We start from the raw sequence: 26105 nt of genomic DNA on the forward strand, positions 1-26105 counted from the left end.
TGGCGGAAGGCAGCCGGAGTCGAACCGACCTGAGAGCGTCTGACGCCCTCAACTGGGTTTGAAGCCCAGCCGCGCCACCGGACGCGAATGCCTTCCTACGGTGATTGAACTACCTGAAGTACCTGAACGACAGAACCAGGAACCATAAACTGCCCATCGCAACTCAAACGCTGAATCAAAGCAGATCGAGCCAGCGACTATCCGTGCGCATCAGATGCAGGCCACGGTGAAAGCGAGTATATCCAACCCGGTCGAAGAATTCCAAAAGCTGAATCGCGCGCTTTCGGCCAAGACCAGTGGCATCGCGAAACGGCGCAGCCGCTACGGTACCCGCGTTTTTTTGCGCTTCAGAAGCCGCGATCGAAGCCAGTTCGCGAATCACCTCCTGGTGATAAAAGAGATCGCGCACGACCTGAAACAGTTCGCCCTGCCGGGCGAGCTTGCGCAACAACTGCCGCGCGCGGTCTTCGGATACGCCATGCGCGTTGGCCAGATCACGCACCCATGGTGGATCGAAACGTCCGTCTTTCAGTGCCTGCAGCAACACCGGCGCGAGCGCGCGATCGGCGTCGTCGAGCGTCACCGCGTGGTCCGGCAAATGCAACCAGGGCCCGCGTCGGACGATCTCGCCGCGCGCCGCCGCATCGTCGACTAATGCACGCCACAAAGCATCGTCAACGAGCGGCGCTGCAATCCGGCGCAAGCGCGAACCATCCGGGCCCAGTTCGTCCGGCGAGCGTTCGTGGTACTGCTTGAGTGCCGTAGTCAGCCGCGCAGCCAAGGCTCGCCATGACGCATCCGCGATCAACAACGCGTCGTTACCGGAAAGCGCCACGACGCGCGTGTTGGATGGCAACTCGAGCGCGCCCGCCTGCATGCCCGTCAGCCTTTCCAGCAACGATCGGGACAGTCCATGCGGCGCTCTTGCGAGAAGCGGATCCAGCGTGCCGGTATCGAGCATGATCTGAATCGCGTCGAGCCACGCCAGCCGCTCAGCGGAGCGACGCTTGCGTGCAGGTGCAAACGGATCGAGCACGTGACCGCCGCCAACCGTGCGATCGGCCTGCGCATTACGCACCACAAAGCGGTCGCCGGGAAGCGCGCACACCGGACGCTCGAACACGAGTTGCACGTGTGCCCGCTGACCTGCGCCAAGCGTCTCGCCATCGAGCAACGCGACATGCGCCACCTGATGCTGCGTGCCCAGATGCACATGCAGCGGCGCCCAATGCTCCAGCGTCAACGGCGCATCGGCAAGCAGCGTCAGCACGACGTCGATACGTTCCGAAGCTTGCGACAGACGTGGATCGACGATCCAGTCGCCGCGATCAATCGCGCTTTTGTCGATGCCCGCGAGATTCAACGCGCAGCGCTCGCCGGCGCGCCCGATCTCGGCCGGGCGATTCTGCGCATGAATGCTGCGCACGCGCACCGGCTCGTTTTTCGGCGCGAGCAGCATCGTATCGCCTATCGCGACGCGTCCCGATACCACGGTTCCTGTCACGATCGTGCCTTGACCCGAAAGCGTGAAGACCCGGTCGACTGCGAGACGGAACAGACCGTCGTCGCGCTTCATACGCCACGCTGCTGCCGCTGCGTGCAAATGCGCCTTCAAGGCAGCCACGCCAGGATCGTAGTCGCGCGTCGCGCAGGTGTCGAACACGGGTGCATCCTGCAGCACGCTGCCGCTCAGAAACGCCGCGATCTCGCCGTGTACTTCCTGCAGCCGCTGCGCGTCGACGCGGTCCACCTTGGTCAACGCTATCGCACCACGCTTGATGCCAAGCAGTTCCACAATCGCCAGATGTTCGCGCGTTTGTGGCATCACGCCGTCGTCGGCAGCGATTACGAGCAGCGCGAAATCGATTCCGCTCGCGCCCGCAGTCATGGTGTGGACGAGCTTTTCGTGGCCCGGCACGTCGATCAGGCCAAGCACGTCGCCGTTTTCGAGCGGCACGTACGCATAGCCCAGTTCGATCGAAATACCGCGCGCTTTTTCTTCCTTGAGTCGATCCGTATCGACGCCCGACAGCGCTCTCACCAGACTCGTCTTGCCGTGGTCGATATGCCCGGCCGTACCTACGATCATGCGTGCATGCCCTTCAGTTGCTCGATCAGTTGCGCTTCGTCGGCGGCTTCGAGACAGCGCAGGTCGAGACGCAACGCGTCGTCCGCGATACGGCCGATAACCGGACGCGCCATTTCGCGCAATTGCTTCTCGAGCGCGAGCAATTGACGGCCACCGCGCTTACCGTCGGCAAGCCTGACGACAAGGCCATAGCTCGGCAGCACGTCGACGGGCAATGCGCCGCTACCGATCTGGCTGAACATGGGCTCGGCCACCACGACATAGCGCTCTCCGGCCGCACGCTGCAACGCGGGCTGCACCCGCTCCGCGGCGAGCCGGATGTCGTCGCTCGGGCGCGTGAGCAAACGCAGCGTAGTCAGCCGCTCAGCGAGCTTCTCCGGTGTGCGGTACATCTGCAGCACGGGCTCCAGTGCCGCGAGCGTCAGTTTGCCGACCCGCAGCGCGCGCTTGAGGGGATGCTTCTTGATCTTTGCGATCAGATCGCGCCGGCCGACGATCAACCCGGCCTGCGGGCCGCCGAGCAACTTGTCGCCGCTGAACGTGACGAGATCGGCGCCGGCTTCAATGGTCTCGCGCACCGTCGTCTCGCGCGGCAAGCCCCATTGCGTCAGGTCGACCAGCGTGCCGCTGCCGAGGTCGACGGCAACGGCAAGACCGCGCGAGTGGGCCAGCGGCGCGATGGCGCCGACACCGACCTCTTTGGTGAATCCGTTGATCGCGTAATTGCTCGCGTGGACTTTCATCAGCAGCGCGGTTTGCGGACCAATGGCTTCGTCGTAGTCCTTCAGGTGCGTGCGATTCGTGGTGCCGACTTCGCGCAGCTTGGCGCCCGCGCGGCTCATGATGTCGGGAATGCGAAACGCGCCGCCGATTTCAACCAGTTCGCCGCGCGATACGATCACTTCTTTCTTCGACGCCAACGCGGATAGCGTGAGCAACACCGCGGCGGCATTGTTGTTGACCACGGTCGCCGCTTCAGCACCGGTCAGTTCGCAGATGAGTTCGTCGATCAGATCGTCGCGGTCACCGCGTTTGCCGGTGCTCAGATCGAACTCGAGATTGGCCGGCTGCGTGAGCGCTTTCATCACAGCCTGCACCGCTTCGTCCGGCAGCAATGCGCGGCCGAGATTGGTATGCAGCACGGTGCCGGTCAGATTGAAGACGCTGCGCAAGCGAGCGGCGTTGCGCCGGCGCAGCGTGGTCTCGACCGATACCTGCAGTTGCGCGACATCGAGTGAGCTCACCGACGCGGCACCCAACTGCGCGCTGGCGCGCCAGGTATCGAGCGCGTGACGCAGGGCACCCAGCACCTGCGTGCGGCCGAACTCCGTCAGCAACGCCGCAAACTCAGCCGACGCTATCACTTTCTCCACCGACGGTACACGCGCCATCAGCGCGCGCAATTCAGAGCCGGTTACATCGCTCACGAGGCAATCCTTTTTTGTCGCGCTTCAGCCCGATACGCCGGAAGACTCAGCCGCGCTGTCGGCCTGCTCCGGCCATAGCCACGGATGCGGCGACGCGCGCCGGTAACCTTCCGCTCCCATCAGCAGGTCCAGCGTGAGACTCGCGAGATCGTCCGCGAACGGTTCGAAATCGTAGTCCTTCGACTGAATGCCGATCTTCCGGTAAGTATGGCATTCGTCGCACGATTCCGCCTTCAGAAACGCATTCCTCGAATCGGCTTCCCGGGCGGCCTCGTCAGCGTCTTGCGAGCCGAGGGCGTGATAGGCAATGCCCTTGGTCGAGTCGCAATTCGAACATTTCGAACGGACCATGTGCCACTCTGTCGCGCACAGACCGCATTGCAGGTAGCGGTAATTGTCATACGCGCCGCCCACGCGCACCATGCTCGCCACCGGATGCGAGCCGCACACCGGACACAGGCCAGGTGTTTCGAGGTACGGCACTTCGCGCTTGTCGATATCGGCAGCGAGGTCGGTCCATACCACTTGCAGTGCGGCCATGATGAACGGTGCGCTCGCCGGATCGACCTCCCCGAAACGCTGCGCGAAGATCGCGTCGGCCTGGATGTCGAGCGTGGCTTGATCGAGCGTTCGCAGCTTTTCAACGAGCGCCTCGAGCGGCGGCGTGAGCGGACCCGCGGCTTCCACCTTGTCGAGTAATTGACGCAGCACGTCGCGCCACGCCGGATCGCGTACACCGGAGAGCGCGGGAATCAGCGGCATGGAATGTTGTTGCGCGCTCGCGATCAGTTCTGCACTGAGCGGCTTCGCCTTGAAGCCGGCGATCACGGCTTGCTGTGCATCCGCCAGCACGGCCATCAGGCGCAAATAGCCGGCAATCGGATTGCTGCGCGCGGCGAGCTGACGCAACCGCGCGGCGCGCGCCGAAAAAACCACCAGCCGTTCCGGCGTACGGATGCGGGGAATCGCGGTGTGATCGAGCGATTCGATATCGCCGGCTTCAAGAATGCGTTGAACCAAAGTGTCGACCTCTGAAAACTGCGCTGGGAACTGAAGAACCGCCACCGTTCATCGAACAAGGGCGGCGGCTCGGCGTGCTATGCGCGGCAAGTTGCGCCGCGCTTTTTTCCCCTATCCTCTACCGATCCTACTTGTCGATTATTTCCTTGAACCAGTTCGGATGATGCTTTCTCGCCCAACCGTAGGTCACGGTACCACGCGTCATCGCGCCGATCGATCCCTTGATCCACAGCGCCGCATAAATATGCACGACGATACCCACGATCAGCACGAACGCCGCCGCGGCATGAACCAGCGCCGCGAGACGGATAATCTCGATCGGGAAATAGAACGAGAAGTAGCGCCGCCAGATCACGATGCCGCTCGCCAGCAACAGCAGCAGGCAGACCACCATCGTGAAAAATAGCAGCTTTTGACCGGCGTTGTACTTTCCGATCGCGGGGAGCTTTTCCTCGCGATTGTTGAGCACGTCGTCGATCTGCCTCATCCACTGAATGTCCGCGCGGTCGAGATAATTGTGGTGCCAGAAACGCAACGCAAGAATCAGAAACGACAGGAACATCACGCAGCCGACGAACGGATGCAGAATTCGCGTCCATTGCCCGCCGCCGAAGATCGCGTACAGCCACGACATCGCCGGATGAAACATGGCGAGGCCGGACAGCGCCAGCAAGACGAACGTGATGGCGGTGATCCAGTGATTTGTCCGTTCATTCGGCGTATAGCGCTGGATCAGACTGTTGCCCTTCGCGTCTTTCAGCACTACGTGCTCGTGATTTTCAGCGTGCTTCATCGGATGCCTCCCGCGAACGGCGTGCTTCATCGGCTTCGTGCTGTGCTTCGGCTTCATCCGCCTCCGTCACCTCGTTCGGGCCGACGCGCGTGTAGTGGAAGAACCCCGCCAACGCGGCAAACGCGATACCGGCCAGCGCCAGCGGTTTCGCCAGCCCCTTCCACAGATAAACCATCGCGCTGATCTTCGGATTCTGCGGCAAGCCGTGATACAGATTGGCTTTGTCGGCGTGATGGAGCACGTACATCACATGCGTGCCGCCCACGCCGGCAGGATCGTACAGGCCGGCGTTCTGGAAACCGCGCTCCTTCAGATCGACAATCCGATCCGCCGCCTGCTGCTTCATATCCTCCTTGGTGCCGAACATGATCGCGCCGGTCGGACACGTTTTCACGCATGCCGGTTCCTGACCGACAGCCACGCGATCCGAACACAACGTGCACTTGTATGCGCGGTTGTCCTTCTTCGAAATGCGCGGCACGTTGAACGGGCAACCGGTAATGCAATAGCCGCAGCCGATGCAGTTTTCCTCGTGAAAATCCACGATGCCGTTCGTGTACTGCACGATCGCGCCCGGCGAAGGACAGGCCTTCAGGCAGCCCGGATCCTCGCAGTGCATGCAGCCGTCCTTGCGGATCAGCCACTCGAGATCGCCTTCGGTGTTCTCGTACTCCGAGAACCGCATGACGGTCCACGAATGCTCCGACAGATCGCGCGGGTTGTCATAGATGCCGGTCGTCGTGCCGATCTCGTCACGCAGATCGTTCCACTCCATACAGGCTGTCTGACACGCCTTGCAGCCGATGCACTTCGATACATCGATAAGCTTGGCGACTGTGCCCGTCACCGGCTCACGCACTTGCGGTTCAGGCAAGGTCGTGGCCGAGAGGCGTTTGATGTCCAGTGATTGCAGTGCCATCTCTTTTCCTTATGCCTTTTCGACCTTGACGAGGAACGACTTGAATTCCGGTGTTTGCGAATTCCCGTCGCCCACGGAAGGCGTCAGCGTATTGACGAGATAGCCCGGCTTCGCGAGCCCCTTGAAGCCCCAATGCAGCGGCAACCCGACTGTCTGGACCTTTTTCCCTTCGATCATGAGCGGTTTTATCCGCTTGGTCACGAGCGCCACGGCGATGATGTGCCCGCGATTGGACGACACCTTCACTCGATCCCCCGCAACCACGCCCACCTCCTTCGCCAGATCCTCGCCGATCTCCACGAACTGTTGCGGCTGCACGATCGCATTCAAACGCGCGTGCTTGGTCCAGTAGTGGAAATGCTCGGTCAGACGATAAGTGGTCGCCGTATGCGGGAAATTCTCATGCGTGCCGAAGGCGGCCCGATCGTCCGGGAACACGCGCGCCGCCGGATTGCTGACCACCGCCTTGTTGTCGGGATGCAGCGGGTTGTACCCGAGCGGCGTTTCAAATGGTTCGTAGTGTTCGGGGAACGGCCCTTCCACCAAACCGTCACGCGCAAAGAAACGTGCGACGCCCTCCGGGTTCATGATGAACGGATTCATCCCGTTTTCAGGCGGTTCGTCTACCTTAAAGTCGGGCACATCCGCTCCGGTCCACGCCTTGCCGTTCCACGCAATCAGCTTGCGCGTGGAGTCGAACGGCTTGCCGCTGACGTCGCACGAAGCACGGTTGTACAGGATCCGCCGGTTCGCAGGCCACGCCCACGCCCAGTTCAGCGTGTTGCCGATGCCGGTCGGGTCGGAGTTGTCGCGGCGGCCCATCTGGTTGCCCGCCTGGGTCCACGCACCACAGAATATCCAGCAGCCGCTCGCGGTGCTGCCGTCGTCCCGAAGCTGGGCGAAGCCCGCCAGCTGCTCACCCTGTTTGGCAAGCACCTTGGTTTTGTCGGTGGCGTCGGTCACATCAGCCAGTGCCTTGCCATTGAACTCCATGGCGATTTCTTCAGGCGTCGGGCTTTCCGGGTTCGAATACGGCCAGCTCATGTTGAGAATCGGATCGGGATACTTGCCGCCGTTCTCCTTATAAGCCTTACGAATGCGCAGCCAGAGCCCCGACATGATCTCCAGGTCGCTCTTCGATTCGCCCGGGCCGTCCGCGCCCTGCCAATGCCACTGCAACACGCGGCTGGAACTGACGAGTGAGCCGCGCTCTTCCGCGAAACACGTGGTCGGCAATCGAAATACTTCCGTCTGAATCGTCGCCGGATCGACGTCGTTGAATTCGCCGAAGTTCTTCCAGAATTCGGAGGTCTCGGTGGCGAGCGGATCCATGACGACGAGCCACTTCAGCCTGGCCAGACTCGCGCCGATCTTCGCCTTGTTCGGCGCCGCGGCAAGCGGATTGAAGCCCTGCGCGATGTAGCCGGTCATCTTGCCTTGATTCATCAGCTCGAAGACCTGCAGCATGTCGTATGACTTATCGAGCTTTGGCAGATAGTCGAACCCGAAGTTGTTCTCGGCGGTCGCGTTATCGCCCCACCACGACTTCATGAAGCTGACGTGGAACGCCCGGTAATTACGCCAGTAACTGAGCTGGTTCGGGCGCAACGGCTGGCTCGCGCGCTTCTTGATGTACGCGTCGAAGTCCTGCTCGGCTTCCATCGGCAAGGTCATGTAGCCTGGCAACAGGTTCGACATCAGGCCGAGGTCGGTCAAGCCCTGGATGTTCGAGTGGCCGCGCAGCGCATTCATGCCGCCGCCCGCAATGCCGATGTTGCCCAGTAGCAATTGCACCATCGCGCCGGTGCGGATGATCTGCGAGCCGACCGAGTGATGCGTCCAGCCGAGCGCGTACAGGATCGTGCCGGCGCGCCCAGGAACGGCTGTCGACGCCAGCATCTCGCACACCTTCAGGAATTTTTCCTTCGGCGTACCACAGATTTTTTCGACCTGCTCGGGCGTATAGCGCGAGTAATGCTGCTTCATCAACTGGTAGACGCAGCGCGGATCCTGCAGCGTCGGATCGACTTTGGCAAAGCCGTCGTCGCCGCGCTCGTAATCCCATGAACCCTTGTCGTAGCTGCGCTTATCCGCGTTGTAGCCGGAATACAGGCCATCCGTGAACGAGAAATCCTCGCGCACGATGAACGGCATATCCGTGTAGTTCTTGACGTACTCGTGCTGAATCTTGTCATTGGTGAGCAAATAGTTGATCACCCCGCCCAGGAACACGATGTCCGAGCCGGTTCGAATCTGCGCGTAGTAGTCCGCGACCGATGCCGTACGCGTAAAGCGCGGATCGACCACGATCAATCTTGCCTTGCGATGCGCCTTCGCCTCCGTGACCCACTTGAAACCGCACGGGTGCGCCTCGGCCGCATTGCCGCCCATCACGAGAATCACGTCCGCGTTCTTGATGTCGACCCAATGGTTCGTCATCGCTCCACGGCCAAACGTCGGGGCAAGACCTGCCACCGTCGGGCCATGTCAGACACGTGCCTGATTATCGAACGCGAGCATGCCAAGACTGCGGACAGTCTTGTGCGTCAAATATCCCACCTCATTGCTACCGGCCGATGCTGCGAGCATGCCGGTGGTCAGCCAGCGGTTGACCTTCTTGCCGTCTTCCGTCGTTTCGACGAAATTAGCATCGCGGTCTTCCTTCATCAGCTTGGCGATACGGTCGAGCGCGTCTTCCCAGGAAATCCGCTTCCACTCGTTCGATCCGGCCGCGCGGTACTCCGGGTATTTCAGACGGCTCGGACTGTGGATGAAGTCGATCAGGCTCGCGCCCTTCGGGCACAAGGTGCCGCGATTCACCGGGTGATCGGGATCGCCTTCAATGTGGATGATGCTGGATTTTGCATTCTTGGCGTTGTCGCCAAGTCCGTACATCAGGATGCCGCAGCCTACCGAACAATACGGGCAGGTATTGCGAGTTTCAGTTGTGCGCGACAGTTTGTACTGACGGACCTCAGCTAGCGCGGGTGCCGGAGAGAAGCCCATGAGGGCCAAACTTGATCCGGCGAGCGTGGTGGCGGAGACCTTCAGAAACTGTCGCCGGGACATGTGGGTCATGTATTGGCCTCGGCTTTTTTCGGGATACTGATAACGATTATAGAAGCCCATATGAAGTCCTGCAGCGAGACTGCCCACCTAATTCATACCGTCAAATATGAAATACCACAACCGGTTTAGACGAAACCGGGCATTATTCCCCTTGCATCAGTTGATTGCGTCCGCAACGGCTAACGCCGCGGGCACCGATGTTCTGCGCCGCGCGTGAACAACCGCCATAATGCGATCATTCGAAGCCCGAAATCCGCACCACAATGACCGATATCCTCCCCGCCGCAAGCCATTCGCCCCGCCTGACCAGCCTGTCGCACGGCGGAGGCTGCGGCTGCAAGATCGCCCCCGGCCTGCTCGCCGATCTGCTCAAGCGGAGCGCGCCGCTGCCGTTCTTTCCCGATCTGCTGGTCGGCAACGATACCGCCGACGACGCCGCCGTCTACCGGCTCAACGACGAACAGGCGATCGTCGCCACCACCGACTTCTTCATGCCGATCGTCGACGACCCGTTCGACTTCGGCCGCATCGCCGCAACCAATGCGCTGTCCGACGTCTACGCCATGGGCGGCAAGCCGCTCATGGCGCTGGCGATTGTCGGCATGCCGATCAATGTGCTGCCGCACGACGTGATCGCGGCGGTGCTGAAGGGCGGCGAGTCCGTCTGCGCCGAAGCCGGCATTCCGCTCGCCGGCGGCCATTCGATCGATTCGGTGGAGCCCATTTACGGCCTGGTTGCGATCGGCGTGGTCGATCCGCGGCGTGTCAAACGCAATGACGGCGCGCGGGCGGGTGACGTGCTGATCCTCGGCAAGCCGCTGGGCGTGGGTGTGCTGTCGGCGGCGTTGAAAAAAGACCGGCTCGATTCAAACGGCTATGCCGCGATGATCGCGGCCACGACCAAGCTCAACCGGCCCGGCGCGGCGCTGTCCGCGCTCAACGGCGTACATGCCCTCACGGACATCACCGGATTTGGCTTGCTGGGCCATACGCTGGAATTGGCGCGCGGGTCGAATCTGACCGCCCGCGTGCGCTATGCGGATCTGCCCTGGCTACCGGAGGTGGTCAGCTTTGCGGAAGCCGGCATTTTCACCGGTGCTTCCGGGCGCAACTGGGACGCTTACGGTAAAGACATTGTTCTGCCCGGCTCATTGCCCTCGACTGCCCGCACCCTGCTTACCGATCCGCAAACCTCCGGCGGTCTGCTGGTTTCGTGCGCGCCGGAAGCGGTCGACGAGGTGCTCGCCCTGTTCCGCACCGACGGTTTCGACGAAGCGCGCGTGATCGGCGAAATGGTCAGCGGAGAAAAGCAGGTCGAGGTGATCTGAGAAGCAAACCGGCTGATAGACGGAGCGAACCGTAGGTGCTGGAAGCCAGGCTGAGCCGCCCGCCGGCCCGTACTCACCGCGCATGCGATAATTTCGCTTCTCCCGCCGGTCTGTTTCGTTCGTAACCCCTTGAAAAATCTACTCGTCAGCCTCGACCAAGCCGGTGATTTCGATGAAATCATCGACGTGCGCACGCCGCTCGAATTCGCCGAAGACCATATCCCCGGCGCGCTCAATGCGCCTGTACTGAGCAACGAAGAGCGCGTCCTGGTCGGTACGACCTACAAGCAGGTCTCGCCCTTCGAAGGCACGCGGATCGGCGCGGCGCTGGTTGCGCGCAACATCGCGCATCACCTGGAAACGACGTTCGCCGACCGGCCGCGCAACTGGCGGCCGCTGATCTATTGCTGGCGCGGCGGGAAACGTTCGGGTTCGGTCACGACGCTGTTCAATATGATCGGCTGGCCGGCACGTCAACTGGACGGCGGCTATAAAAGCTATCGGCGCGCGACACTGGACACCCTCGATTCGTTGCCGAAGAAGTTCAACTACATCGCGTTGGTCGGCCCGACCGGCAGCGGCAAAACACGCCTGCTCGACGCGCTGAATCAGGCGGGCGCGCAAACGCTGGATCTCGAGGCATTGGCTGCGCATCGCGGTTCGCTGCTGGGCGCATGGGCAGGCATTGCGCAACCGTCGCAAAAGCGCTTCGACACGCTGCTGGTGACCGCCCTGCGCACGTTCGACCCCAAACGGCCGGTATTCGTCGAAGCGGAGAGCCGGCGGATCGGTTCGATTGCGCTGCCGCTCGCGCTCCTCGATACGTTTCATCAGGGCGCCTGCGTCGAAGTATCATCGAGCCACGAAGACCGCGCGGCGTTCCTGCTGCGCGATTATGCGCACCTGTTCGACGATCCCGAATCGCTGAAAGCGCAACTGCAGAAGATGATCGGTTTGCATAGCCGGGAGCGGGTGACGGGCTGGCAACATCTCGTCGATGAAAATAGCCGCGCCGAACTGGCTCGCGAGCTGATCGAACGGCACTACGATCCGGCCTATGCGCGCAGCAGCCATCAGCATTTCGTTCACCTGCCGCGCGCGTTGCACATGAATTTTCGGCCCAACGACGCCGATGTCGTCGAGCAGGCAAAGGCTCTGCTTGCCCAGCTCGATAACAGCTCGCTCGCTGTCATCTGACTAAAAACCAACGTTTAAGACCATTCATCATGCAATCAACCCTTCGGCAGCCCCGTGTCGCCCTTGGCTGGATCGTGTTTCTGCTGATCGCCGTCGTCGGCCTTTTCTATGTGAAGTGGTTTCCGTACTACAACCGCGCCTTCGTCGCCGCGAGCCAGCATTCGATCGGCAAGTCGATCCTGATGGGCACGGCGTCGAGCGCGCCGGCGGCGTCGTGGCAAGCGGCCCTCGATTACGCGCTGGCCTACGGCAAGGCGATCTGGCAAGCCATGGTGCTGGGCCTTCTGCTGGGCTCGGCGGTACAGGCGCTGATTCCGCCGCAGTGGGTCGCGCGGGCGCTCGGCCGGACCGACTTCAGCAGCGTGGTGAAAGGCGGCCTGATGTCGTTGCCGGGCATGATGTGCACGTGTTGCGCAGCGCCGGTCGTGGCCGGCTTGCGCGCCCGCCAGGCGGCGCCGGGCGCGGCGATCGCGTTCTGGCTGGGCAATACTGCATTGAATCCGGCCACGCTGATCTTCATGGGCTTCGTGCTCGGCTGGCAATGGATGGGCTTGCGGCTCGCGCTGGGCCTCGTAATGGTGTTCGGCCTCGGCTATCTGGTGAACCGCATGGTCACGCCGAAGGAAGCCGAAGCGTCGCGCGAAGCCATCGCGCAACTGGTTACCAGCGACGATCCCGGCACCGCATTCACGCGCTGGGTGAAAATCCTCGGAACCATGACGCTGCGGCTGATTCCTGAGTACATCGTGCTGGTGCTGATTCTCGGCGCAGCGCGGGCATGGTTGTTCCCGCACATCGGACCCAGCATCGACAACAGTCTGCTGTGGATCATTGCCTTGTCGATCGCGGGCACGTTGTTCGTGATTCCGACCGCCGGCGAAGTGCCGATCATTCAGGCCATGCTCTCCTTCGGCATGGCCGCCGGACCAGCCGGCGCGTTGTTGATGACATTGCCGCTGATCAGCGTGCCTTCCATGGCGATGCTCGGCCGCTCGTTTCCCAGACGCGTGCTGACGGTGGTGACGCTGGCAGTGGTTGTCTGCGGAGTAGTCAGTGGGTTATTGGCTATCGCTTTGGGCTTCTAAACGATGAAACGTATTGCAGCATTCTGCCTAACGAGCTGGTCGGCCGCGGGGCTTCTCTACTTCGGACAGCACTCGGTGGCCCTGATCGTCGTTAGCGGAGTCGTCGCGCTGGCCGGCTTCGATCTGCTCCGTCCCTGACGAAGCAGACGAAGCAACCTACGTCGAACGAATCGTCGCCGATTCGAGCGTCATCCTGCGACGTGCGCCGATCAGCGCGGCGAGCGCCGTGCCGATCCCCAACACGAACAGGCACGCCGTAGGCACCAGCATCGGTGCAACATGGCTGTGCGCCACCTTGCCGACATAAGGCATCAGGTTCTGCCCGGCAAAGCCGCCGAGATTGCCGATCGCGTTGATCGCCGCCACGCTCGCCGCCGCTCTTGCGCCGGAGAAGAACCGCGGCGGCAGCGACCAGAAACACGGATAGAGCAAGGGAATACACGCTCCGCCCAGACACAGCGCGGCAAAGCGCATCGACGCGGTCGGCAGAACGAGGCTCGACGCGAAGCAAACAACACCAATGCCGGCCACCACGCTCATCGCCTTCAGGACGACGCGCTCACGCTTGAGCTTGCCGGGCAGCCACAGCAGAAGCAGTGTCGCAAGCGCCCACGGAATCATGTTCAACACGCCGTTCAGCGATGACGACACGCCATCGCTTTTCAGCAGCGTCGGCATCCAGTAGGTCACCCCGTACAGCGACGTCGACATCAGCATATACGTCAACGCGAACATGAGAACCTTCGGATCGAGCAACGCGCCCCAGGGCCGTGTCGCCTTGGCCTCATCCGACGCTTCCCGCTTGAGCGCGGCGATGACGACGTCCTTCTCCTGCGGCGAAAGGAACGGCGCGTCCTGCACTGAATTCGGCAAGAATTTGAGCGCGACGAACGCAACCAGAATCGCAGGAATGCCGGTGGCGATAAACACCCACTGCCAGCCTGCGAAGCCCCACGTGCCGCCCAGCGTCAACAGAAGACCCCCGACCAGCGAGCCCAGCATGTTGGCGAGCGAACTGCCCAGCGTGAAGAAGCCCAGCACTTTGGTGCGATAGCTTTGCGGGAACCACTGCGTGAGGTAGTAGATGACGCCGGGATAAAAACCGGCTTCCGCCACGCCCAGCGCAAAGCGAAAGGAATAGAAGACGGGTAGCGAGCGCGCGAACGCCATCAGCACCGTGACCACGCCCCAGGTCATCATGATGCGTGCGAGCCACGTCCGCGCGCCGAAGCGATGCAGCGCCAGCGTGCTCGGCACCTCGAAGATAAGGTAGCCGATGAAGAACAGCGAGGCCCCCAGCCCGTATGAAGCTTCCGTCATGCCGAGCGCGTGCACCATCTCCAGCTTGGCAAAACCGACGTTCTGGCGGTCGATAAACGAAATCAGAAACATGACGATCAGAAGCGGCATCAGCCGCCACGCCATCTTCCTCATTACCTGCTGCTCAAATCCTGCCTGCGTAGACATGTCCGCTCCGGTTTTCTCGCCGGCCGCCATCGACACTCGCCAGGCGGCATCGCAGCCGCTACGTCGAGAAAACGGCCAGATATGATGTAGTCATATATATGTTTATATGAATTGGCATCGGACACCATGAGGTGATACCCGAATAGGCGCGTAGTCCCCGGCGATCCTGGCGGCGCTGGCTCAGCGAATTTCCACCTGATACTGAAACGTCGTGGCGGCTCCGCGCGTGCTGCGCCATTCGAACGGCGTGCCCGCGAAGTCGGACGCGATACGGTGGACCTGAATCACAGGGCTGCCGGGCGCTACATCGAGAAGCGAGGCATCATCGGAAGTGGCCTGTTCTACTTTTAGAATTTCCGTAGCGGACGCCACGATCTGCCGGCAAAGACGCTCGTACAACGGATACAGCAAGTCCTCGAAATCGCCGAGCGGCAACGTGGCCAAAGGTTCGAACCGCGCGCGCGGCAACCAGATTTCTTCAGAGAGAACCGCCTGGCCCTCGATCAGGCGCACACGCGATAGATGGATCGCTTTCTCGGAGGCCTTCATCCGCAACGTAGAGCGGATTTCTTCGCCTGGTTTCACGATTTCACGCTTGAGCACGCGCGCGGTCGGCCGCACCGGCTCGCCATCGCGCGACTTGAAACGGAAGAAGCGAAACAGCGACGAATCGAAGCGAGGCCGGCGAATGAAAGTGCCCTTGCCCTGGCTGCGCGTAAGCACGCCGTCGACAACGAGCTGATCAATCGCCTTGCGAACCGTTCCGGTGGAGACGTTATAGAACTGGCCCAACTCGGCCTCTGTGGCGATGGCTTCCTCCAGCGCCCATTCACCTGCGGCGATACGGCCAACCAGGTCGTCGCGCAATTGCTGATAACGGGGCAACCGGCCATCCGGCTTGGTTACGAAAGAAGCCGTTTCCATAGTAATCATATAGTTGTTCAGAGGAGTAACTACTGTACAACATCCCGCCGCGGCAACGTGAGCAAGGGTTAATACTCAATGACTTTTCCCGGCTTTGCGGCCACCATTCATACAGTCATATATATGACTACATGATAAGCATGACGGAGACGGCTATGTTCACGTGGTACAAGCAAGGCACGCCCCTCGAACGCAACACCTTCTGGGGGTGCTTTGCGGGTTGGGGACTCGACGCGCTCGACGTGCAGATGTTCACGCTCGCCATCCCCGCGATCATTGCCGCGTACGGCATCGACCATACGCAGGCCGGCGCGATCAGCAGCGTGACGTTGATATCGTCGGCACTCGGCGGCTGGATCGCAGGGGCGTTGTCGGACCGCATCGGGCGCGTCCGGACCTTGCAAATAACGATCCTCTGGTTCGCCGGCTTCACCTTTCTCTGCGCGTTCGCCCAGAACTTCCCGCAACTCCTGATTCTCAAGGCGCTGCAAGGATTCGGATTCGGCGGCGAGTGGGCGGCAGGTGCGGTACTGATGGCTGAAACCATTCGCACCGAACACCGCGGCAAGGCGATGGGTGCCGTGCAAAGCGCCTGGGCGGTTGGGTGGGGCGCGGCCGTGCTGGTGTATGCCGCCGTGTTCTCCTGGCTGCCGTCGGATACGGCATGGCGCGTGATGTTCGCTGTCGGCCTGGTGCCGGCCGGCCTGGTGCTATTCGTGCGCCGCAATCTGAAGGAACCGGCACGCGTCGCGCCGGCAAGCTCGGCACCCAGGACCTCGGTGCTCATGCAGATAACCCAGGTCTTCCAGCCGCGCGTGCTCCGGACTACCGTGATCGGCGCCGTGCTAGGCACCGGCGCTCACGGCGGGTACTACGCGATCATGAGCTGGTTGCCTACCTTTCTTGCCAAGGAACGGCACTTGTCGGTCCTGAACACCGGCGGCTATCTGGCGGTTGTGATCGTGGCTTTCTGGTGCGGCTGTATGGCGAGCGCCTATCTGCTCGACCGCATTGGCCGCCGGCGCAACATCGCCCTCTTCGCGTTCTGCTGCATCGTTACGGTTCTCGCTTACGTGATGCTGCCGCTGACCAACACGCAAATGCTCGTGCTGGGCTTCCCACTCGGCTTGTTCGCCGCGGGCATCCCGGCGAGCCTCGGCCCGCTTTTCAACGAACTGTATCCGGCCGACATGCGCGGCACGGGCGTCGGATTCTGCTACAACTTCGGACGGATCGCCTCGGCGGGCTTTCCTGTTCTCGTCGGCTACATGAGTCATTCGATGTCGCTCGGTATGGCAATCGGCATCGACGCGGCCATTGCTTACGGCCTCGCGATGATCACTGTATTGCTGCTTCCCGAAACGCGCGGCAAGCGTCTGCGTGGCGTGGCGCCTGAATCCACACCCGATGCTGTCGACAATGCGCGGTTGACTCTGGACCCGCCGCGGAGCTGACCATGAGTGCGCCCGCATCGCTCGCCCCGCTTCAGTCTTGCCGCGTGGATACTCACGCGCACGTTTTTCAGAGAGGTTTGCCGCTCACGGATGGCCGGCGCTACGCACCTGGCTACGACGCAACGCTCGACAGCTATTTGCAACTGCTTGACGCGCACGACATCGGGCGCGCGGTTCTGGTGCAGCCGAGCTTTCTTGGAATGGACAATCGCTACCTTCTGCAAGCCTTGTCCCGAGACACGCGCCGCTTGAGAGGCGTAGCAGTGGTCGCGCCCAATGTTTCCGAAGAAGAGCTGGCCGAACTGCATGGTCAAGGCATAACGGGGATACGGCTCAACCTGATCGAACAGGCATTGCCGGATCTCGCAGCGCAATCATGGAAACCGTTGCTCGAGCGATTGTCGAGACTAGGTTGGCACGTCGAACTACACCGGAATGCACAGGACCTTCCGCCGATGCTCGACCGATTGCTGGAGGCCGGGATACCTGTGGTCGTCGATCATTTTGGACGACCCGACCTTGAGAAAGGGATTCACGATCCCGGCTTCAAGACGTTGCTCGGGTATGGCAAAACCGGTCGCGTGTGGGTCAAGGTCTCGGGCGCTTACCGATGCGCGGCTCCCGGTTCTGGTTTTATGCGTGAGGCAACGAATCAGCTTGTCGAGCACTTCGGCGCCGAGCGGCTGATGTGGGGAAGCGACTGGCCCCACACTCAGTACGAACAGGTGATGAATTACGGCCAGTCGTTATCGGCGCTAGTGGAACTCGGTCTGGATACAGCGGTGCTCGACACGATTCTATGCACAACCCCTGCCGCGTTCTACGGATTCGAGCGGGAATCTGGAAACGGCTGCGCGAGCGCTCCGCGAATCGCAGCGAGCCACAACGCCACGGCATGCGCGCCTGGGTCCACGTGACCGAGCGCGCGATCGCCAACATAGCTCGACCGACCGCGCCGTGGATGCATCGACGCTGTTTGCGCCGCACCTTCGGTGGCTGCATCGACCGCGGCTTTCAGTGCCGCATCGAGCTTGTCTTCCGGCTTGGCGAGCGCAGCTTGCAGCGCATCGGCAGCCGGCTTCAGCGCATCGACCATGGTGCGGTCGCCCGGATGCGCCCCGCCTAACGCCATCAAGCCGGCGACACCCTCACTGAACGCCGCCGACCACGCCTTCGCCGACGTCCCACCCGTTTGTTCGAGCGCAACCGCGCCGCGCAACAACATCACGGCGTAAAGCGGACCCGAGGTACCGCCGACCACACGCCGCACTGTTGCGGACATACTGCGCAACACCGCGCCCGGTGCTGTTTCCGCGGGATAGGTATCGAGTTCATGGAGAATGCCGCGCGCCCCACGCGACAGGCTGATGCCGAGGTCGCCATCGCCGACGCGTTGATCCATGTCGGTCAAGATAGGCTCGGCCTCGAGCAGGCACGCACAAACGGCTTCGATAACATGACGCAACGTCGCCTCGCGCGTGAGCGTCGCGCCGTGTGTACGATCGGGCGTAGCGGGTGCGGGCCGCACGGAAACCTGCGCGACGCGACCGCTCAGCGCAGGCCATGCGCTGGTGTGCGCGGCGGCGTCGAGCCAGCCGAGCCGCTCGTCGTCCACGCGCAGCAGCGTCAACGAAACGCCCGACATCTCGAGCGCGCTCAGGAATGTACCGGCCCACGCACGTTCCACCTGAATGCCGCGTGCCCCCAGATAACGAAGCGCGGACCCGGCCACGATGCTCAATTCGCTCGATGGCGTGCCGCCGAGATTGTTCACCAGTAACGCCACCCGCGCACCCGGTTGCAACGACAAGTCGCCGGCAATCTTCGCCAGCAGTCTTTCGACGATCGCATCGGCCGGTTCCATCGCACCACGCTCTACGCCGGGTTCGCCGTGAATGCCGAGGCCCCATTCGATTTCGCCATCGGAGAGTTCGAAACCCGGTTTGCCGGCCGCCGGCACGGTGCATGGCGTGAGCGCGACACCCATCGTGCCGAGCGAGGCGGCCACGTCGCGCGCAATCTGTGCAACCTCGGATAACGGACGCCCCGCTGCGGCAGCCGCGCCGGCAATCTTGTGAACCAGCACGGTCCCCGCGAGCCCGCGACGGCCCGCGTGATCACCGCTCGCCGTCAGGGCGACGTCGTCAGCGACGATCACCATTTCGGTGGGGATACCCTCCGCACGTGCGATCTCGGCGGCAAGGCCGAAGTTGAAGCGGTCGCCCGTGTAGTTCTTCACGATCAGCAGCACACCCGCAGGGCCGGCTACGGCGCGGATCGCGTCGAGCACGGCATCTGTGGAGGGCGACGTGAACACCTCGCCCGCCACCGCGGCGCTCAACATGCCATGACCCACATAGCCGCCATGAGCCGGTTCGTGGCCCGAGCCGCCGCCCGAGATCAACGCGACTTCGCCACGCACGGCAACGGACTCAGCATCGGCGCGCACGACGATCGTGCTGCCTTGCAACAACGAGAGATTGGGATTGAGCGCCGCGAGTCCGTCGAGCATGTCGGGGACGACGGCGGAGACCTGGTTGATGAGCTTCTTCATTGCGTCAGCTTCCTATTAAGCTGCCGGCTCTGCGCTGCGAGCTCACGGCAGTTTATGCAGTTGCGAGACCTGAAGGCTCAACTGTACCAAGCATTGGAAGAATGCGACGTGAAGCGGCGGCCGGACTCACGCAAATCCCGCAGCATGCTGACCACCGCGCGCTAGTGAAATCTCATCGACATGCAACGACAGCGAGCACGCGAAAACATCAGCGAACGAGTCAAGCGGTGGGGAAATATTGGCAATGCGGAAGGGAGAGACTGACAGAACGGCCGCACGACGACGATGTGCGGCTGGAACGCGAGAACATGACAGCAGACGAAAGCGGAGCCGTTTTCGTCTGCGTCATCTATGCGTTGGTAGGCTCGATTGGATTCGAACCAACGACCCCCACCATGTCAAGGTGGTGCTCTAACCAACTGAGCTACGAGCCTTTAGAGGCGCGAATTATAGAGACTCCGAACGCGTCGCACAAGTCCCGCACGGCAAGTATGTTCACGAACGGGTGTCCATCGTTTCGTCGCGCAGTTCGCCGAGCGGTTCTTCACGCAACTCGCTTCAGTTCGTCGACGCCCACTCGGTCTGCGTATCCAGTGGAAAAACCGGCCGCCTCACGTGTTTGAACTTGAACAGCCCGTAATCCGAACTCGTCACGCCGCGGCTATCGCACTCCACCAACGCAGCGGCGATCGGTACAAAAACCGGCCGGCAGTACATGCGTGATTTGAGCAACAGAAAACGCGCACGGCGCGGATCGATACCGACGCTCTCGAATACGCCGAGGTCCCATGGTTCGTGAGTGCGCTCGGTCATCACTAGCTTGACCGTGCCGGTGTCAAGCACGGCTGCACGCCCCATGAACGCACGCTGACCCGTGTAGGTCGGGCCGCTGATGACGTACTCGCCATCGGTCAGCGCTCGCACCACACCGGTCACGGCAACCGGCGGCCGCGGGGTCACCGCGCTGTCTGCGACCTTGTTGCCGATCGTCACTGTCACCGTGCTGCCGACGCCCGCAGCCATCAGCGCCGCGACGGCTTGCGGATCGCACAGCGGCCCGCTGACGACTCCTTCGAGCTTCTGCCTGAGCGCTTCCTCCAGCAGATCCATCGTGTCGCACGTACCGCCCGACATGCAGTTGTCGCCATGATCGAGCAACAGCACCGGTTTGTCCGCGCCCTGCGCGAGCGCTGCGGCCTGCGCCACCGACTCCGCCAGCGGCGCGCTGCGATAAACGAAATCCTCGCGCTCGCTCCAGATCTGCCGCGCGATGCGTTCCGCCACCGCTTCCGCCTGCTCAAGCTCGCCGTTCGCCACCACCACGACGCTGATACAAGGCGCCTCGATATCGGCTAGCGAGAAGCCTGACAACACCGACACCGCGAGCATACCGTCAGCCTCCGCTGCGCGAGCGGCATCCACGGCACGTTTCATCGCGCCTTCGGCAGTGGCGCTGCGCAGCGTATGCGTGAGCAACGGCGGTTGGCGCCATGCGATCACCGGCTTCGCCTTGCCGTGGATCAGGTCGAACATCAGACGCGCCGCATGCGCGCCGGTCTCATACATATCGACGTGCGGATAAGTTTTGAAGCTGACGATCACGTTGGCATTGTCGATCATCTTTTGCGTGACGTTGCCATGCAAATCGAGTGCAACCGCAATCGGCGCATTGGGCAAGGCGGCGCGTACGCGTTCGAGCAGATCGCCCTCACCGTCGTTCGAATTCCCGGCGACCATCGCGCCGTGCAGGTCGAGCATCACGGCATCGCAGCCCGTTGCGGCCGCAACGATCGCGTCGCAGATCGCGTTGTAAGCGGCGGCCTCGACCCGGCCGCTCGGATTCGCCGATGCGGAAATGGGCGTCACGATCTCGGCATGCTCGCGCTCGGCTGCGTCGATGAACGCGGCCATTGCCGTCTGCATGCCCTTGTTCTCGTTGAACGCGTCTTCGCCGTAGCTCGGGCCGTTGCGGCCGAACGCCGCCAGCGGCGTAGCCACCGGCGAGAACGTGTTGGTCTCGTGATTCATCCTTGCAATCAGGATCTTCATACCTGCGTGCTCCCTGCCGTTTGCGCGGCATTCAGCATGGCCTGCAACAACACGTTGCAGCCGGCTTCCAGGTGATCCGCACGCGCGTCTTCGATTTCGTTATGGCTGATGCCGTCCTTGCACGGTACGAAGATCATGGCGGCGGGTGCGACGCGTGCGAGATAGACGGCGTCGTGACCGGCGCCGCTGATAACGTTCATCGACGAAAAACCGAGCGTGTCCGCGCCCTGCTGAACCGCTGCGACCAATTCTGCAGCGAACGGTTGGGGCGGGAAATACACCACCTGCTCGACGTCGATGCTTATGCCTGTCTGCTTACCGGCGGCCGCGCAAGCTGCGCGTAGTGCGGCATCCATTTCAGTGAGCGACGTATCGTCGGCCGCCCGCAGATCGACCGTGAGCGTGACGCGGCCTGGAATCACGTTGCGCGAATTCGGATGCACGTCGAGCCAGCCGACCGTTCCGCGCCCATGCGGCGCGTAATCGAGGGCAATGCGATTCACCGCATGAATCAGATCCGCGGCGACGAGCAACGCGTCGCGTCGCAGCTCCATCGGCGTAGGGCCCGCGTGCGCTTCCATGCCGTGCACCGTCACGTCGTACCAGCGTTGGCCTAACGCACCTTGTACGACGCCGATCGTCGTGTCATGTGCTTCCAGCACCGGCCCTTGTTCGATATGCGCTTCGAAATACGCACCGACTGCATGAGGCTTGCCGTTTTCGCCCGCATAACCGATTGACGCGAGCGCGTCGCGCACCGAAATTCCCTCGCGATCGCGTTGTTCGAGCGCATGTTCCAACGTGAACGCGCCGGCGAACACGCCTGAACCCATCATCACCGGCACGAAACGCGAGCCCTCTTCATTGGTCCATACCGCGACTTCCAGCGGCGCGAGCGTCCGTACGTTGGCATCAGCGAGCGTGCGCAATACTTCGAGACCGGCCAGCACGCCATAATTGCCGTCGAATTTACCGCCCGTAGGTTGTGTATCGATGTGGCTGCCGGTCATCACAGGTGGCAGATCGTCATGCAAACCCGCGCGACGCGCGAAGACATTGCCGATCGCGTCGATCCGCACGCTGCAGCCGATCTCCTTCGCCCACGCGATAAACAGGTCGCGCGCCTTGCGGTCCAGTTCGGTCAACGCGAGGCGGCACACACCGCCTTTATCCGTCGCGCCGATCTGCGCGAGTTGCATGAGACTGTCCCAGAGCCGCGCGCCGTCGATACGCAGATCAGCGAGCGTCCCGACGGATGTTGATTCATGAACTTGCATCGATGCTTCCTCGTGGTGAGACAGCGTGCGCGTCAGACGACGCCGACGCCGAGATAACGGTCCTTGATCGAATCGTCGGCGGCAAACGAAGCGTTGCTGCCTTCGTAGACGATCACGCCTTGTTCGATGATGTAGTGGCGATCCGCGAGTTGTGTGCAGACTTCCAGGTTCTGCTCGACCAGCAGAATCGCGACGCCCGCGTCACGGATCAACTTGAGTTGCGCGACGATCTCTTCGACGATCACCGGCGCGAGACCTTCAACCGGTTCGTCGAGCATCAACAGCCGCGGATGATTCATCAACGCACGGCCGATCGCGAGCATCTGCTGTTCGCCGCCGGAAAGTTGTGCGCCGCCGTTCGTGCGCCGTTCTTTCAGGCGCGGGAAAATTCGGTAAATATCGTCGAGTTGCCACGGCGAATCCTTGCGCGCACCGAGCCGCAGGTTTTCTTCTACCGTCAACAGACGAAACACACCGCGATGTTCGGGCACGAAGCACACACCGCGCGAAGCGATCTTGTGCGGCGGCATGCCGTTGATTGTCATGCCATTGAACGTCACCGTACCTTGCTGCGGTGCGACGACACCGGCAATGGCTTTGAGCGTAGTCGACTTACCAGCACCGTTGCGACCCAGCAGCGTGACCGTTTCACCATCGTTGATTTGCAGGGACACACCTTGCAGGATGTGACTCTTGCCGTAGAAACCGTGAATCTTCTGCACGTCGAGAATCATGCACGGCCTCCGGTGATCATATTGCCGAGATAGGCGCTGCGTACACGCTCGTCGCCGCGAATATCGTCCGGACGCCCCTCCACCAGCACGCGCCCTTGCTGCATGACGGTGATCGTGTCGGAGATGTCCATCACGATGCCCATGTTGTGTTCGATCAGCACGACGGTGTAATCGTCGCGCAAACCACGAATCAGTTGCTTCATGTCGTCGAGATCGTCGATGCCCATGCCGGACGTCGGCTCGTCCAGAAAGATCGCCTTGGGCCGTGCAGCGAGCGCCATACCGACTTCGAGCCTGCGCTGCTGGCCGTGCGACAGCGCGCCTGCAGGCAACTCGCTAAAGCGCTGCAACGCGAGGCGTTCGAGCACACCGTCGACCGTGTCCGCATGAGTGAGCACGCCATGTGGCGGCGTCCACGCGTTCAACGCACGCACTGCGTCGACACCTTGCGCGGCGAGTCGCAAATTTTCGCGCACGCTCAGATTGGCGAACAGACTCGTCACCTGGAACGAACGCGCGACGCCACGGCGCACGCGTTTGTGATCGGGTTCGTGCGTGACGTCATGACCGTCGAAGACAATCTTTCCTTCGGTGATGGGTAACGTACCCGTCAATACGTGAAACAGCGTCGTCTTGCCCGCGCCGTTCGGACCGATCACCGAATGCACGGTACGTGGCATGACGCGCAAATTGACGTCGGAGAGCGCGATGAATTTGCCATACCGTTTCACCACGCCGCTCGCCTGCAGAATCGCTTCGCTCATACGCGCTCCCTGGCGGTGTGGTTGCCTGCGTCGTCAGTATCGGCGGACGGGTTGCGCCGCCGTGCTTGCCAGATTCGTTCGCCCAAACCCCATAGTCCGCGTTGCATGAAAAGGCTAACCGCGATCAGCACGATGCCGAGCAGCAACAGCCAGCGCGGCCACAGCGTGGAAAGCCAATCGGCAAACAACACATAGAACGCCGCGCCCAGCACCGACGCGAACAGATTGCCTGTACCGCCAATCACCGTCATCACGAGAATCATCTCGCTCGTGTGGTAATCGATGTTGGACAGTGGCGCGATGCCGGTCATCAGTGCATGCAGCGCACCGGCGAGACCTGTCACCGCGCCGGAGATCACGAACGCCATGAGTTTGAAGCGTTTGACGTCGTAGCCGACTGCGGCTGCACGCGCTTCATTGTCTCGAGTCGCCAGCAATGTGCGGCCAAATACCGAATGTGAGACGCGCATCAGCAACCAGAACACCACAAGGAATAGCACGGCGACGAAACCGTAGTACTGCCACGGCGAGGTCAACGGCACAAGTGCCTTGCCGAACAACCCTAGTGCCGGGCGTGGGATGTCGAGCAAGCCGTTGTCGCCGCCGGTCAGATCGGGTGTGGTATAGGCGAGGAAGTAGAAGAGTTGCCCGAATGCGAGCGTCAACATCACGAAGTACGTGCCACGCTGACGGATCGAAAACCAGCCGACCAGTGCGGCGGCAGCCGCGCCGATCACGATCGCAGCAAGAAGCGCCACGGGTATTGGCATCGCCGTTTTGGTAAGGACAAGACCCGCGCAATAGCTGCCGAGCCCGAAGAAGATGCCCTGCCCGAAGGAAAGCAGACCCGTATGGCCGAGCAGCAGATTGCATCCGAGTGCGGCGAGCGCGAACACCAGCACTTCCGTAGCAAGCGATCCGGAGCGCAGCGCGAGAGGCAGTACACACACGACCAGCAACGCAAGCAATAGGAAGCGATAACGATGCAACGCGCGCTTCAAGCTGCGCTGAGCCGATCGGGAAGATGCGTCATGAACAGCAGGTTTCGAGGTATCGATCATGCCGCTCTCCCGAGCAGGCCGTTCGGGCGTAATAACAGCACCGCGGCCATCGCGACATAGATCATCAGCCGCGCACCCTCCGGCCACAGCGTACTCATCACGCTCTGCACAATGCCGACCAGCAACCCGCCGACTAGCGCGCCCAGAAAGTTGCCCATCCCGCCGACTACTACCACCACGAACGCGACGCTGAGCGCCTCGATGCCCATGAACGGATCGACACCACGAATCGGTGCGGCGAGCACGCCCGCCAACGCAGCCGTGGCGGCACCCAGCGCAAATACCAGGCTGAAGACGCGCGTCACGTTGATGCCAAGCAGCGACACCATCTCCGTCGATTCGCTGCCGGCACGCACCGCGCTACCGAGTCGCGTGCCTTCCAGCACCCACCACAACAGCGCGGCGAGCACGGCCGTGAATCCGATCACGAACAGACGGTATTTCGGATACACGAAGCTGCCCCAGATCACCACGCCGTTCAGCATGTCGGGAACCGGCACGTTGTCGCCGAGCGGGCCCCAGATCAGAATCGCGCATTCCTGCACGACGAGAGCGAGGCCGACCGTCACGAGAATATGAAACTCGTGCTGCTGTGCGTAGACGTGCCGCAAGATCAGCTTTTCGACGACCCACGCAAACGCGCCGACAACGATCGGCACGACGACGAGCGCGGTCCAGAAATTCATCGACCACTGCATTGCCTGATAGCAGAAGTACGCGCCGAGCAGATAGAACGCGCCGTGCGCGAAATTCACGAAGCGTAGCAAGCCGAACACGATCGACAAACCGACTGCGAGCAGGAAATACAGCATTCCCACTCCGATGCCGTTGACGATCTGCAGGAGATAAACGTTCATGGCGTCCGTCTAAAGGGGGTAGCGATGGGGTTTTCGC

Annotated in this window: 20 protein-coding genes and 2 tRNA genes; 5 read left to right on the forward strand and 17 right to left on the reverse strand. The window is 61.9% G+C overall.

From position 1 onward, the window contains the following. The 7 genes from ACOSV0_RS35075 to fdnG form a co-directional block, all read right to left on the reverse strand. Window positions 1-96: transfer RNA gene (locus ACOSV0_RS35075), tRNA-Sec, on the reverse strand. A gap of 79 nt (window positions 97-175) precedes the next feature. After that, window positions 176-2089: a selenocysteine-specific translation elongation factor gene (selB, locus tag ACOSV0_RS35080; RefSeq protein ID WP_434112464.1), complete on the reverse strand. Its 1914-nt coding sequence runs from the start codon at window positions 2087-2089 to the stop codon at window positions 176-178. Continuing rightward, window positions 2086-3516: an L-seryl-tRNA(Sec) selenium transferase gene (gene selA, locus ACOSV0_RS35085; RefSeq protein WP_434112466.1), complete on the reverse strand. Its 1431-nt coding sequence runs from the start codon at window positions 3514-3516 to the stop codon at window positions 2086-2088. Before selA ends, selB begins: the two co-directional genes overlap by 4 nt. A 24-nt stretch (window positions 3517-3540) precedes the next feature. After that, on the reverse strand, window positions 3541-4536 hold the full coding sequence (fdhE, locus tag ACOSV0_RS35090) for a formate dehydrogenase accessory protein FdhE (RefSeq protein ID WP_434112468.1): 996 nt from the start codon (window positions 4534-4536) through the stop codon (window positions 3541-3543). 127 nt (window positions 4537-4663) lie between these two features. Then, window positions 4664-5329, reverse strand: coding sequence for a formate dehydrogenase subunit gamma (locus ACOSV0_RS35095; protein ID WP_434112470.1), 666 nt, complete (start codon window positions 5327-5329; stop codon window positions 4664-4666). Continuing rightward, a complete protein-coding gene (gene fdxH / locus ACOSV0_RS35100; RefSeq protein WP_434112472.1) occupies window positions 5316-6248 on the reverse strand; it encodes a formate dehydrogenase subunit beta in 933 nt (310 codons plus the stop codon). The genes ACOSV0_RS35095 and fdxH overlap by 14 nt, the downstream gene beginning before the upstream one ends. A gap of 9 nt (window positions 6249-6257) precedes the next feature. After that, window positions 6258-9326 carry a formate dehydrogenase-N subunit alpha gene (gene fdnG, locus ACOSV0_RS35105; protein ID WP_434112474.1) on the reverse strand — a complete coding sequence of 1023 codons (3069 nt, stop codon included), beginning with the start codon at window positions 9324-9326 and terminating at the stop codon, window positions 6258-6260. Between the two features lie 254 nt (window positions 9327-9580). On the opposite strand from fdnG, the gene selD reads away from it, so the two are divergent. The 3 genes from selD to ACOSV0_RS35120 all read left to right on the forward strand — a co-directional run bounded on the left by selD (window position 9581) and on the right by ACOSV0_RS35120 (window position 12927). After that, the gene (gene selD, locus ACOSV0_RS35110; RefSeq protein ID WP_434112476.1) at window positions 9581-10645 is read left to right on the forward strand and encodes a selenide, water dikinase SelD; all 1065 of its coding nucleotides are present in this window, start codon (window positions 9581-9583) and stop codon (window positions 10643-10645) included. 129 nt (window positions 10646-10774) lie between these two features. After that, window positions 10775-11842: a tRNA 2-selenouridine(34) synthase MnmH gene (mnmH, locus tag ACOSV0_RS35115; RefSeq protein WP_434112478.1), complete on the forward strand. Its 1068-nt coding sequence runs from the start codon at window positions 10775-10777 to the stop codon at window positions 11840-11842. A 29-nt stretch (window positions 11843-11871) separates the two neighbouring features. After that, window positions 11872-12927, forward strand: coding sequence for a permease (locus tag ACOSV0_RS35120; protein WP_434112479.1), 1056 nt, complete (start codon window positions 11872-11874; stop codon window positions 12925-12927). A 156-nt stretch (window positions 12928-13083) separates the two neighbouring features. Here ACOSV0_RS35120 and ACOSV0_RS35125 read toward each other — a convergent pair whose 3' ends face one another. Together ACOSV0_RS35125 and ACOSV0_RS35130 are read right to left on the reverse strand one after the other, a co-directional pair. Then, window positions 13084-14394: an MFS transporter gene (locus ACOSV0_RS35125; protein WP_434112481.1), complete on the reverse strand. Its 1311-nt coding sequence runs from the start codon at window positions 14392-14394 to the stop codon at window positions 13084-13086. A gap of 180 nt (window positions 14395-14574) precedes the next feature. Continuing rightward, complete coding sequence (locus ACOSV0_RS35130; protein ID WP_434116010.1) at window positions 14575-15318, reverse strand: GntR family transcriptional regulator; 744 nt, start codon at window positions 15316-15318, stop codon at window positions 14575-14577. A gap of 155 nt (window positions 15319-15473) precedes the next feature. Between ACOSV0_RS35130 and ACOSV0_RS35135 the strand changes: the two genes are divergently transcribed. Continuing rightward, window positions 15474-16772, forward strand: coding sequence for an MFS transporter (locus ACOSV0_RS35135; RefSeq protein ID WP_434112483.1), 1299 nt, complete (start codon window positions 15474-15476; stop codon window positions 16770-16772). Window positions 16773-16774: 2 nt separating this feature from the next. Next, the gene (locus ACOSV0_RS35140) at window positions 16775-17689 is read left to right on the forward strand and encodes an amidohydrolase family protein (RefSeq protein ID WP_434112485.1); all 915 of its coding nucleotides are present in this window, start codon (window positions 16775-16777) and stop codon (window positions 17687-17689) included. On the opposite strand, the gene dhaK is transcribed toward ACOSV0_RS35140, so the two are convergent. The 8 genes from dhaK to ACOSV0_RS35180 form a co-directional block, all read right to left on the reverse strand. Continuing rightward, a complete protein-coding gene (gene dhaK, locus ACOSV0_RS35145) occupies window positions 17593-19326 on the reverse strand; it encodes a dihydroxyacetone kinase subunit DhaK (RefSeq protein WP_434112486.1) in 1734 nt (577 codons plus the stop codon). The genes ACOSV0_RS35140 and dhaK overlap by 97 nt on opposite strands. A gap of 357 nt (window positions 19327-19683) precedes the next feature. Next, window positions 19684-19760: transfer RNA gene (locus ACOSV0_RS35150), tRNA-Val, on the reverse strand. A gap of 124 nt (window positions 19761-19884) precedes the next feature. Then, a complete protein-coding gene (locus tag ACOSV0_RS35155) occupies window positions 19885-21375 on the reverse strand; it encodes a M81 family metallopeptidase (RefSeq protein ID WP_434112488.1) in 1491 nt (496 codons plus the stop codon). Beyond that, window positions 21372-22652, reverse strand: a complete 1281-nt coding sequence (locus ACOSV0_RS35160) for a Zn-dependent hydrolase (protein ID WP_434112490.1) — start codon at window positions 22650-22652, stop codon at window positions 21372-21374. The genes ACOSV0_RS35155 and ACOSV0_RS35160 overlap by 4 nt, the downstream gene beginning before the upstream one ends. A gap of 32 nt (window positions 22653-22684) precedes the next feature. After that, a complete protein-coding gene (locus tag ACOSV0_RS35165; protein WP_434112492.1) occupies window positions 22685-23386 on the reverse strand; it encodes an ABC transporter ATP-binding protein in 702 nt (233 codons plus the stop codon). Continuing rightward, window positions 23383-24150: an ABC transporter ATP-binding protein gene (locus ACOSV0_RS35170; protein ID WP_434112493.1), complete on the reverse strand. Its 768-nt coding sequence runs from the start codon at window positions 24148-24150 to the stop codon at window positions 23383-23385. The genes ACOSV0_RS35165 and ACOSV0_RS35170 overlap by 4 nt, the downstream gene beginning before the upstream one ends. After that, window positions 24147-25211 (reverse strand): branched-chain amino acid ABC transporter permease, encoded by a 1065-nt coding sequence (locus tag ACOSV0_RS35175; protein WP_434112495.1) that lies wholly within the window; start codon window positions 25209-25211, stop codon window positions 24147-24149. The genes ACOSV0_RS35170 and ACOSV0_RS35175 overlap by 4 nt, the downstream gene beginning before the upstream one ends. Next, window positions 25208-26068 (reverse strand): branched-chain amino acid ABC transporter permease, encoded by an 861-nt coding sequence (locus ACOSV0_RS35180; protein ID WP_434112496.1) that lies wholly within the window; start codon window positions 26066-26068, stop codon window positions 25208-25210. Before ACOSV0_RS35180 ends, ACOSV0_RS35175 begins: the two co-directional genes overlap by 4 nt. Window positions 26069-26105 lie beyond the last annotated feature (37 nt).

It is taken from the genome of Paraburkholderia caffeinilytica, from assembly GCF_051027425.1.
Lineage (GTDB): Bacteria > Pseudomonadota > Gammaproteobacteria > Burkholderiales > Burkholderiaceae > Paraburkholderia > Paraburkholderia caffeinilytica_A.

Coding starts and splice junctions, on each gene's coding strand:
- selB (WP_434112464.1), bottom strand. CDS start 2,089: ATGATCGTAGGTACGGCCGGGCATATCGACCACGGCAAGACGAGTCTG.
- ACOSV0_RS35095 (WP_434112470.1), bottom strand. CDS start 5,329: ATGAAGCACGCTGAAAATCACGAGCACGTAGTGCTGAAAGACGCGAAG.
- fdxH (WP_434112472.1), bottom strand. CDS start 6,248: ATGGCACTGCAATCACTGGACATCAAACGCCTCTCGGCCACGACCTTG.
- selD (WP_434112476.1), top strand. CDS start 9,581: ATGACCGATATCCTCCCCGCCGCAAGCCATTCGCCCCGCCTGACCAGC.
- ACOSV0_RS35120 (WP_434112479.1), top strand. CDS start 11,872: ATGCAATCAACCCTTCGGCAGCCCCGTGTCGCCCTTGGCTGGATCGTG.
- ACOSV0_RS35125 (WP_434112481.1), bottom strand. CDS start 14,394: ATGTCTACGCAGGCAGGATTTGAGCAGCAGGTAATGAGGAAGATGGCG.
- ACOSV0_RS35130 (WP_434116010.1), bottom strand. CDS start 15,318: ATGGAAACGGCTTCTTTCGTAACCAAGCCGGATGGCCGGTTGCCCCGT.
- ACOSV0_RS35135 (WP_434112483.1), top strand. CDS start 15,474: ATGTTCACGTGGTACAAGCAAGGCACGCCCCTCGAACGCAACACCTTC.
- ACOSV0_RS35140 (WP_434112485.1), top strand. CDS start 16,775: ATGAGTGCGCCCGCATCGCTCGCCCCGCTTCAGTCTTGCCGCGTGGAT.
- dhaK (WP_434112486.1), bottom strand. CDS start 19,326: ATGAAGAAGCTCATCAACCAGGTCTCCGCCGTCGTCCCCGACATGCTC.
- ACOSV0_RS35155 (WP_434112488.1), bottom strand. CDS start 21,375: ATGAAGATCCTGATTGCAAGGATGAATCACGAGACCAACACGTTCTCG.
- ACOSV0_RS35160 (WP_434112490.1), bottom strand. CDS start 22,652: ATGCAAGTTCATGAATCAACATCCGTCGGGACGCTCGCTGATCTGCGT.
- ACOSV0_RS35165 (WP_434112492.1), bottom strand. CDS start 23,386: ATGATTCTCGACGTGCAGAAGATTCACGGTTTCTACGGCAAGAGTCAC.
- ACOSV0_RS35170 (WP_434112493.1), bottom strand. CDS start 24,150: ATGAGCGAAGCGATTCTGCAGGCGAGCGGCGTGGTGAAACGGTATGGC.
- ACOSV0_RS35175 (WP_434112495.1), bottom strand. CDS start 25,211: ATGATCGATACCTCGAAACCTGCTGTTCATGACGCATCTTCCCGATCG.
- ACOSV0_RS35180 (WP_434112496.1), bottom strand. CDS start 26,068: ATGAACGTTTATCTCCTGCAGATCGTCAACGGCATCGGAGTGGGAATG.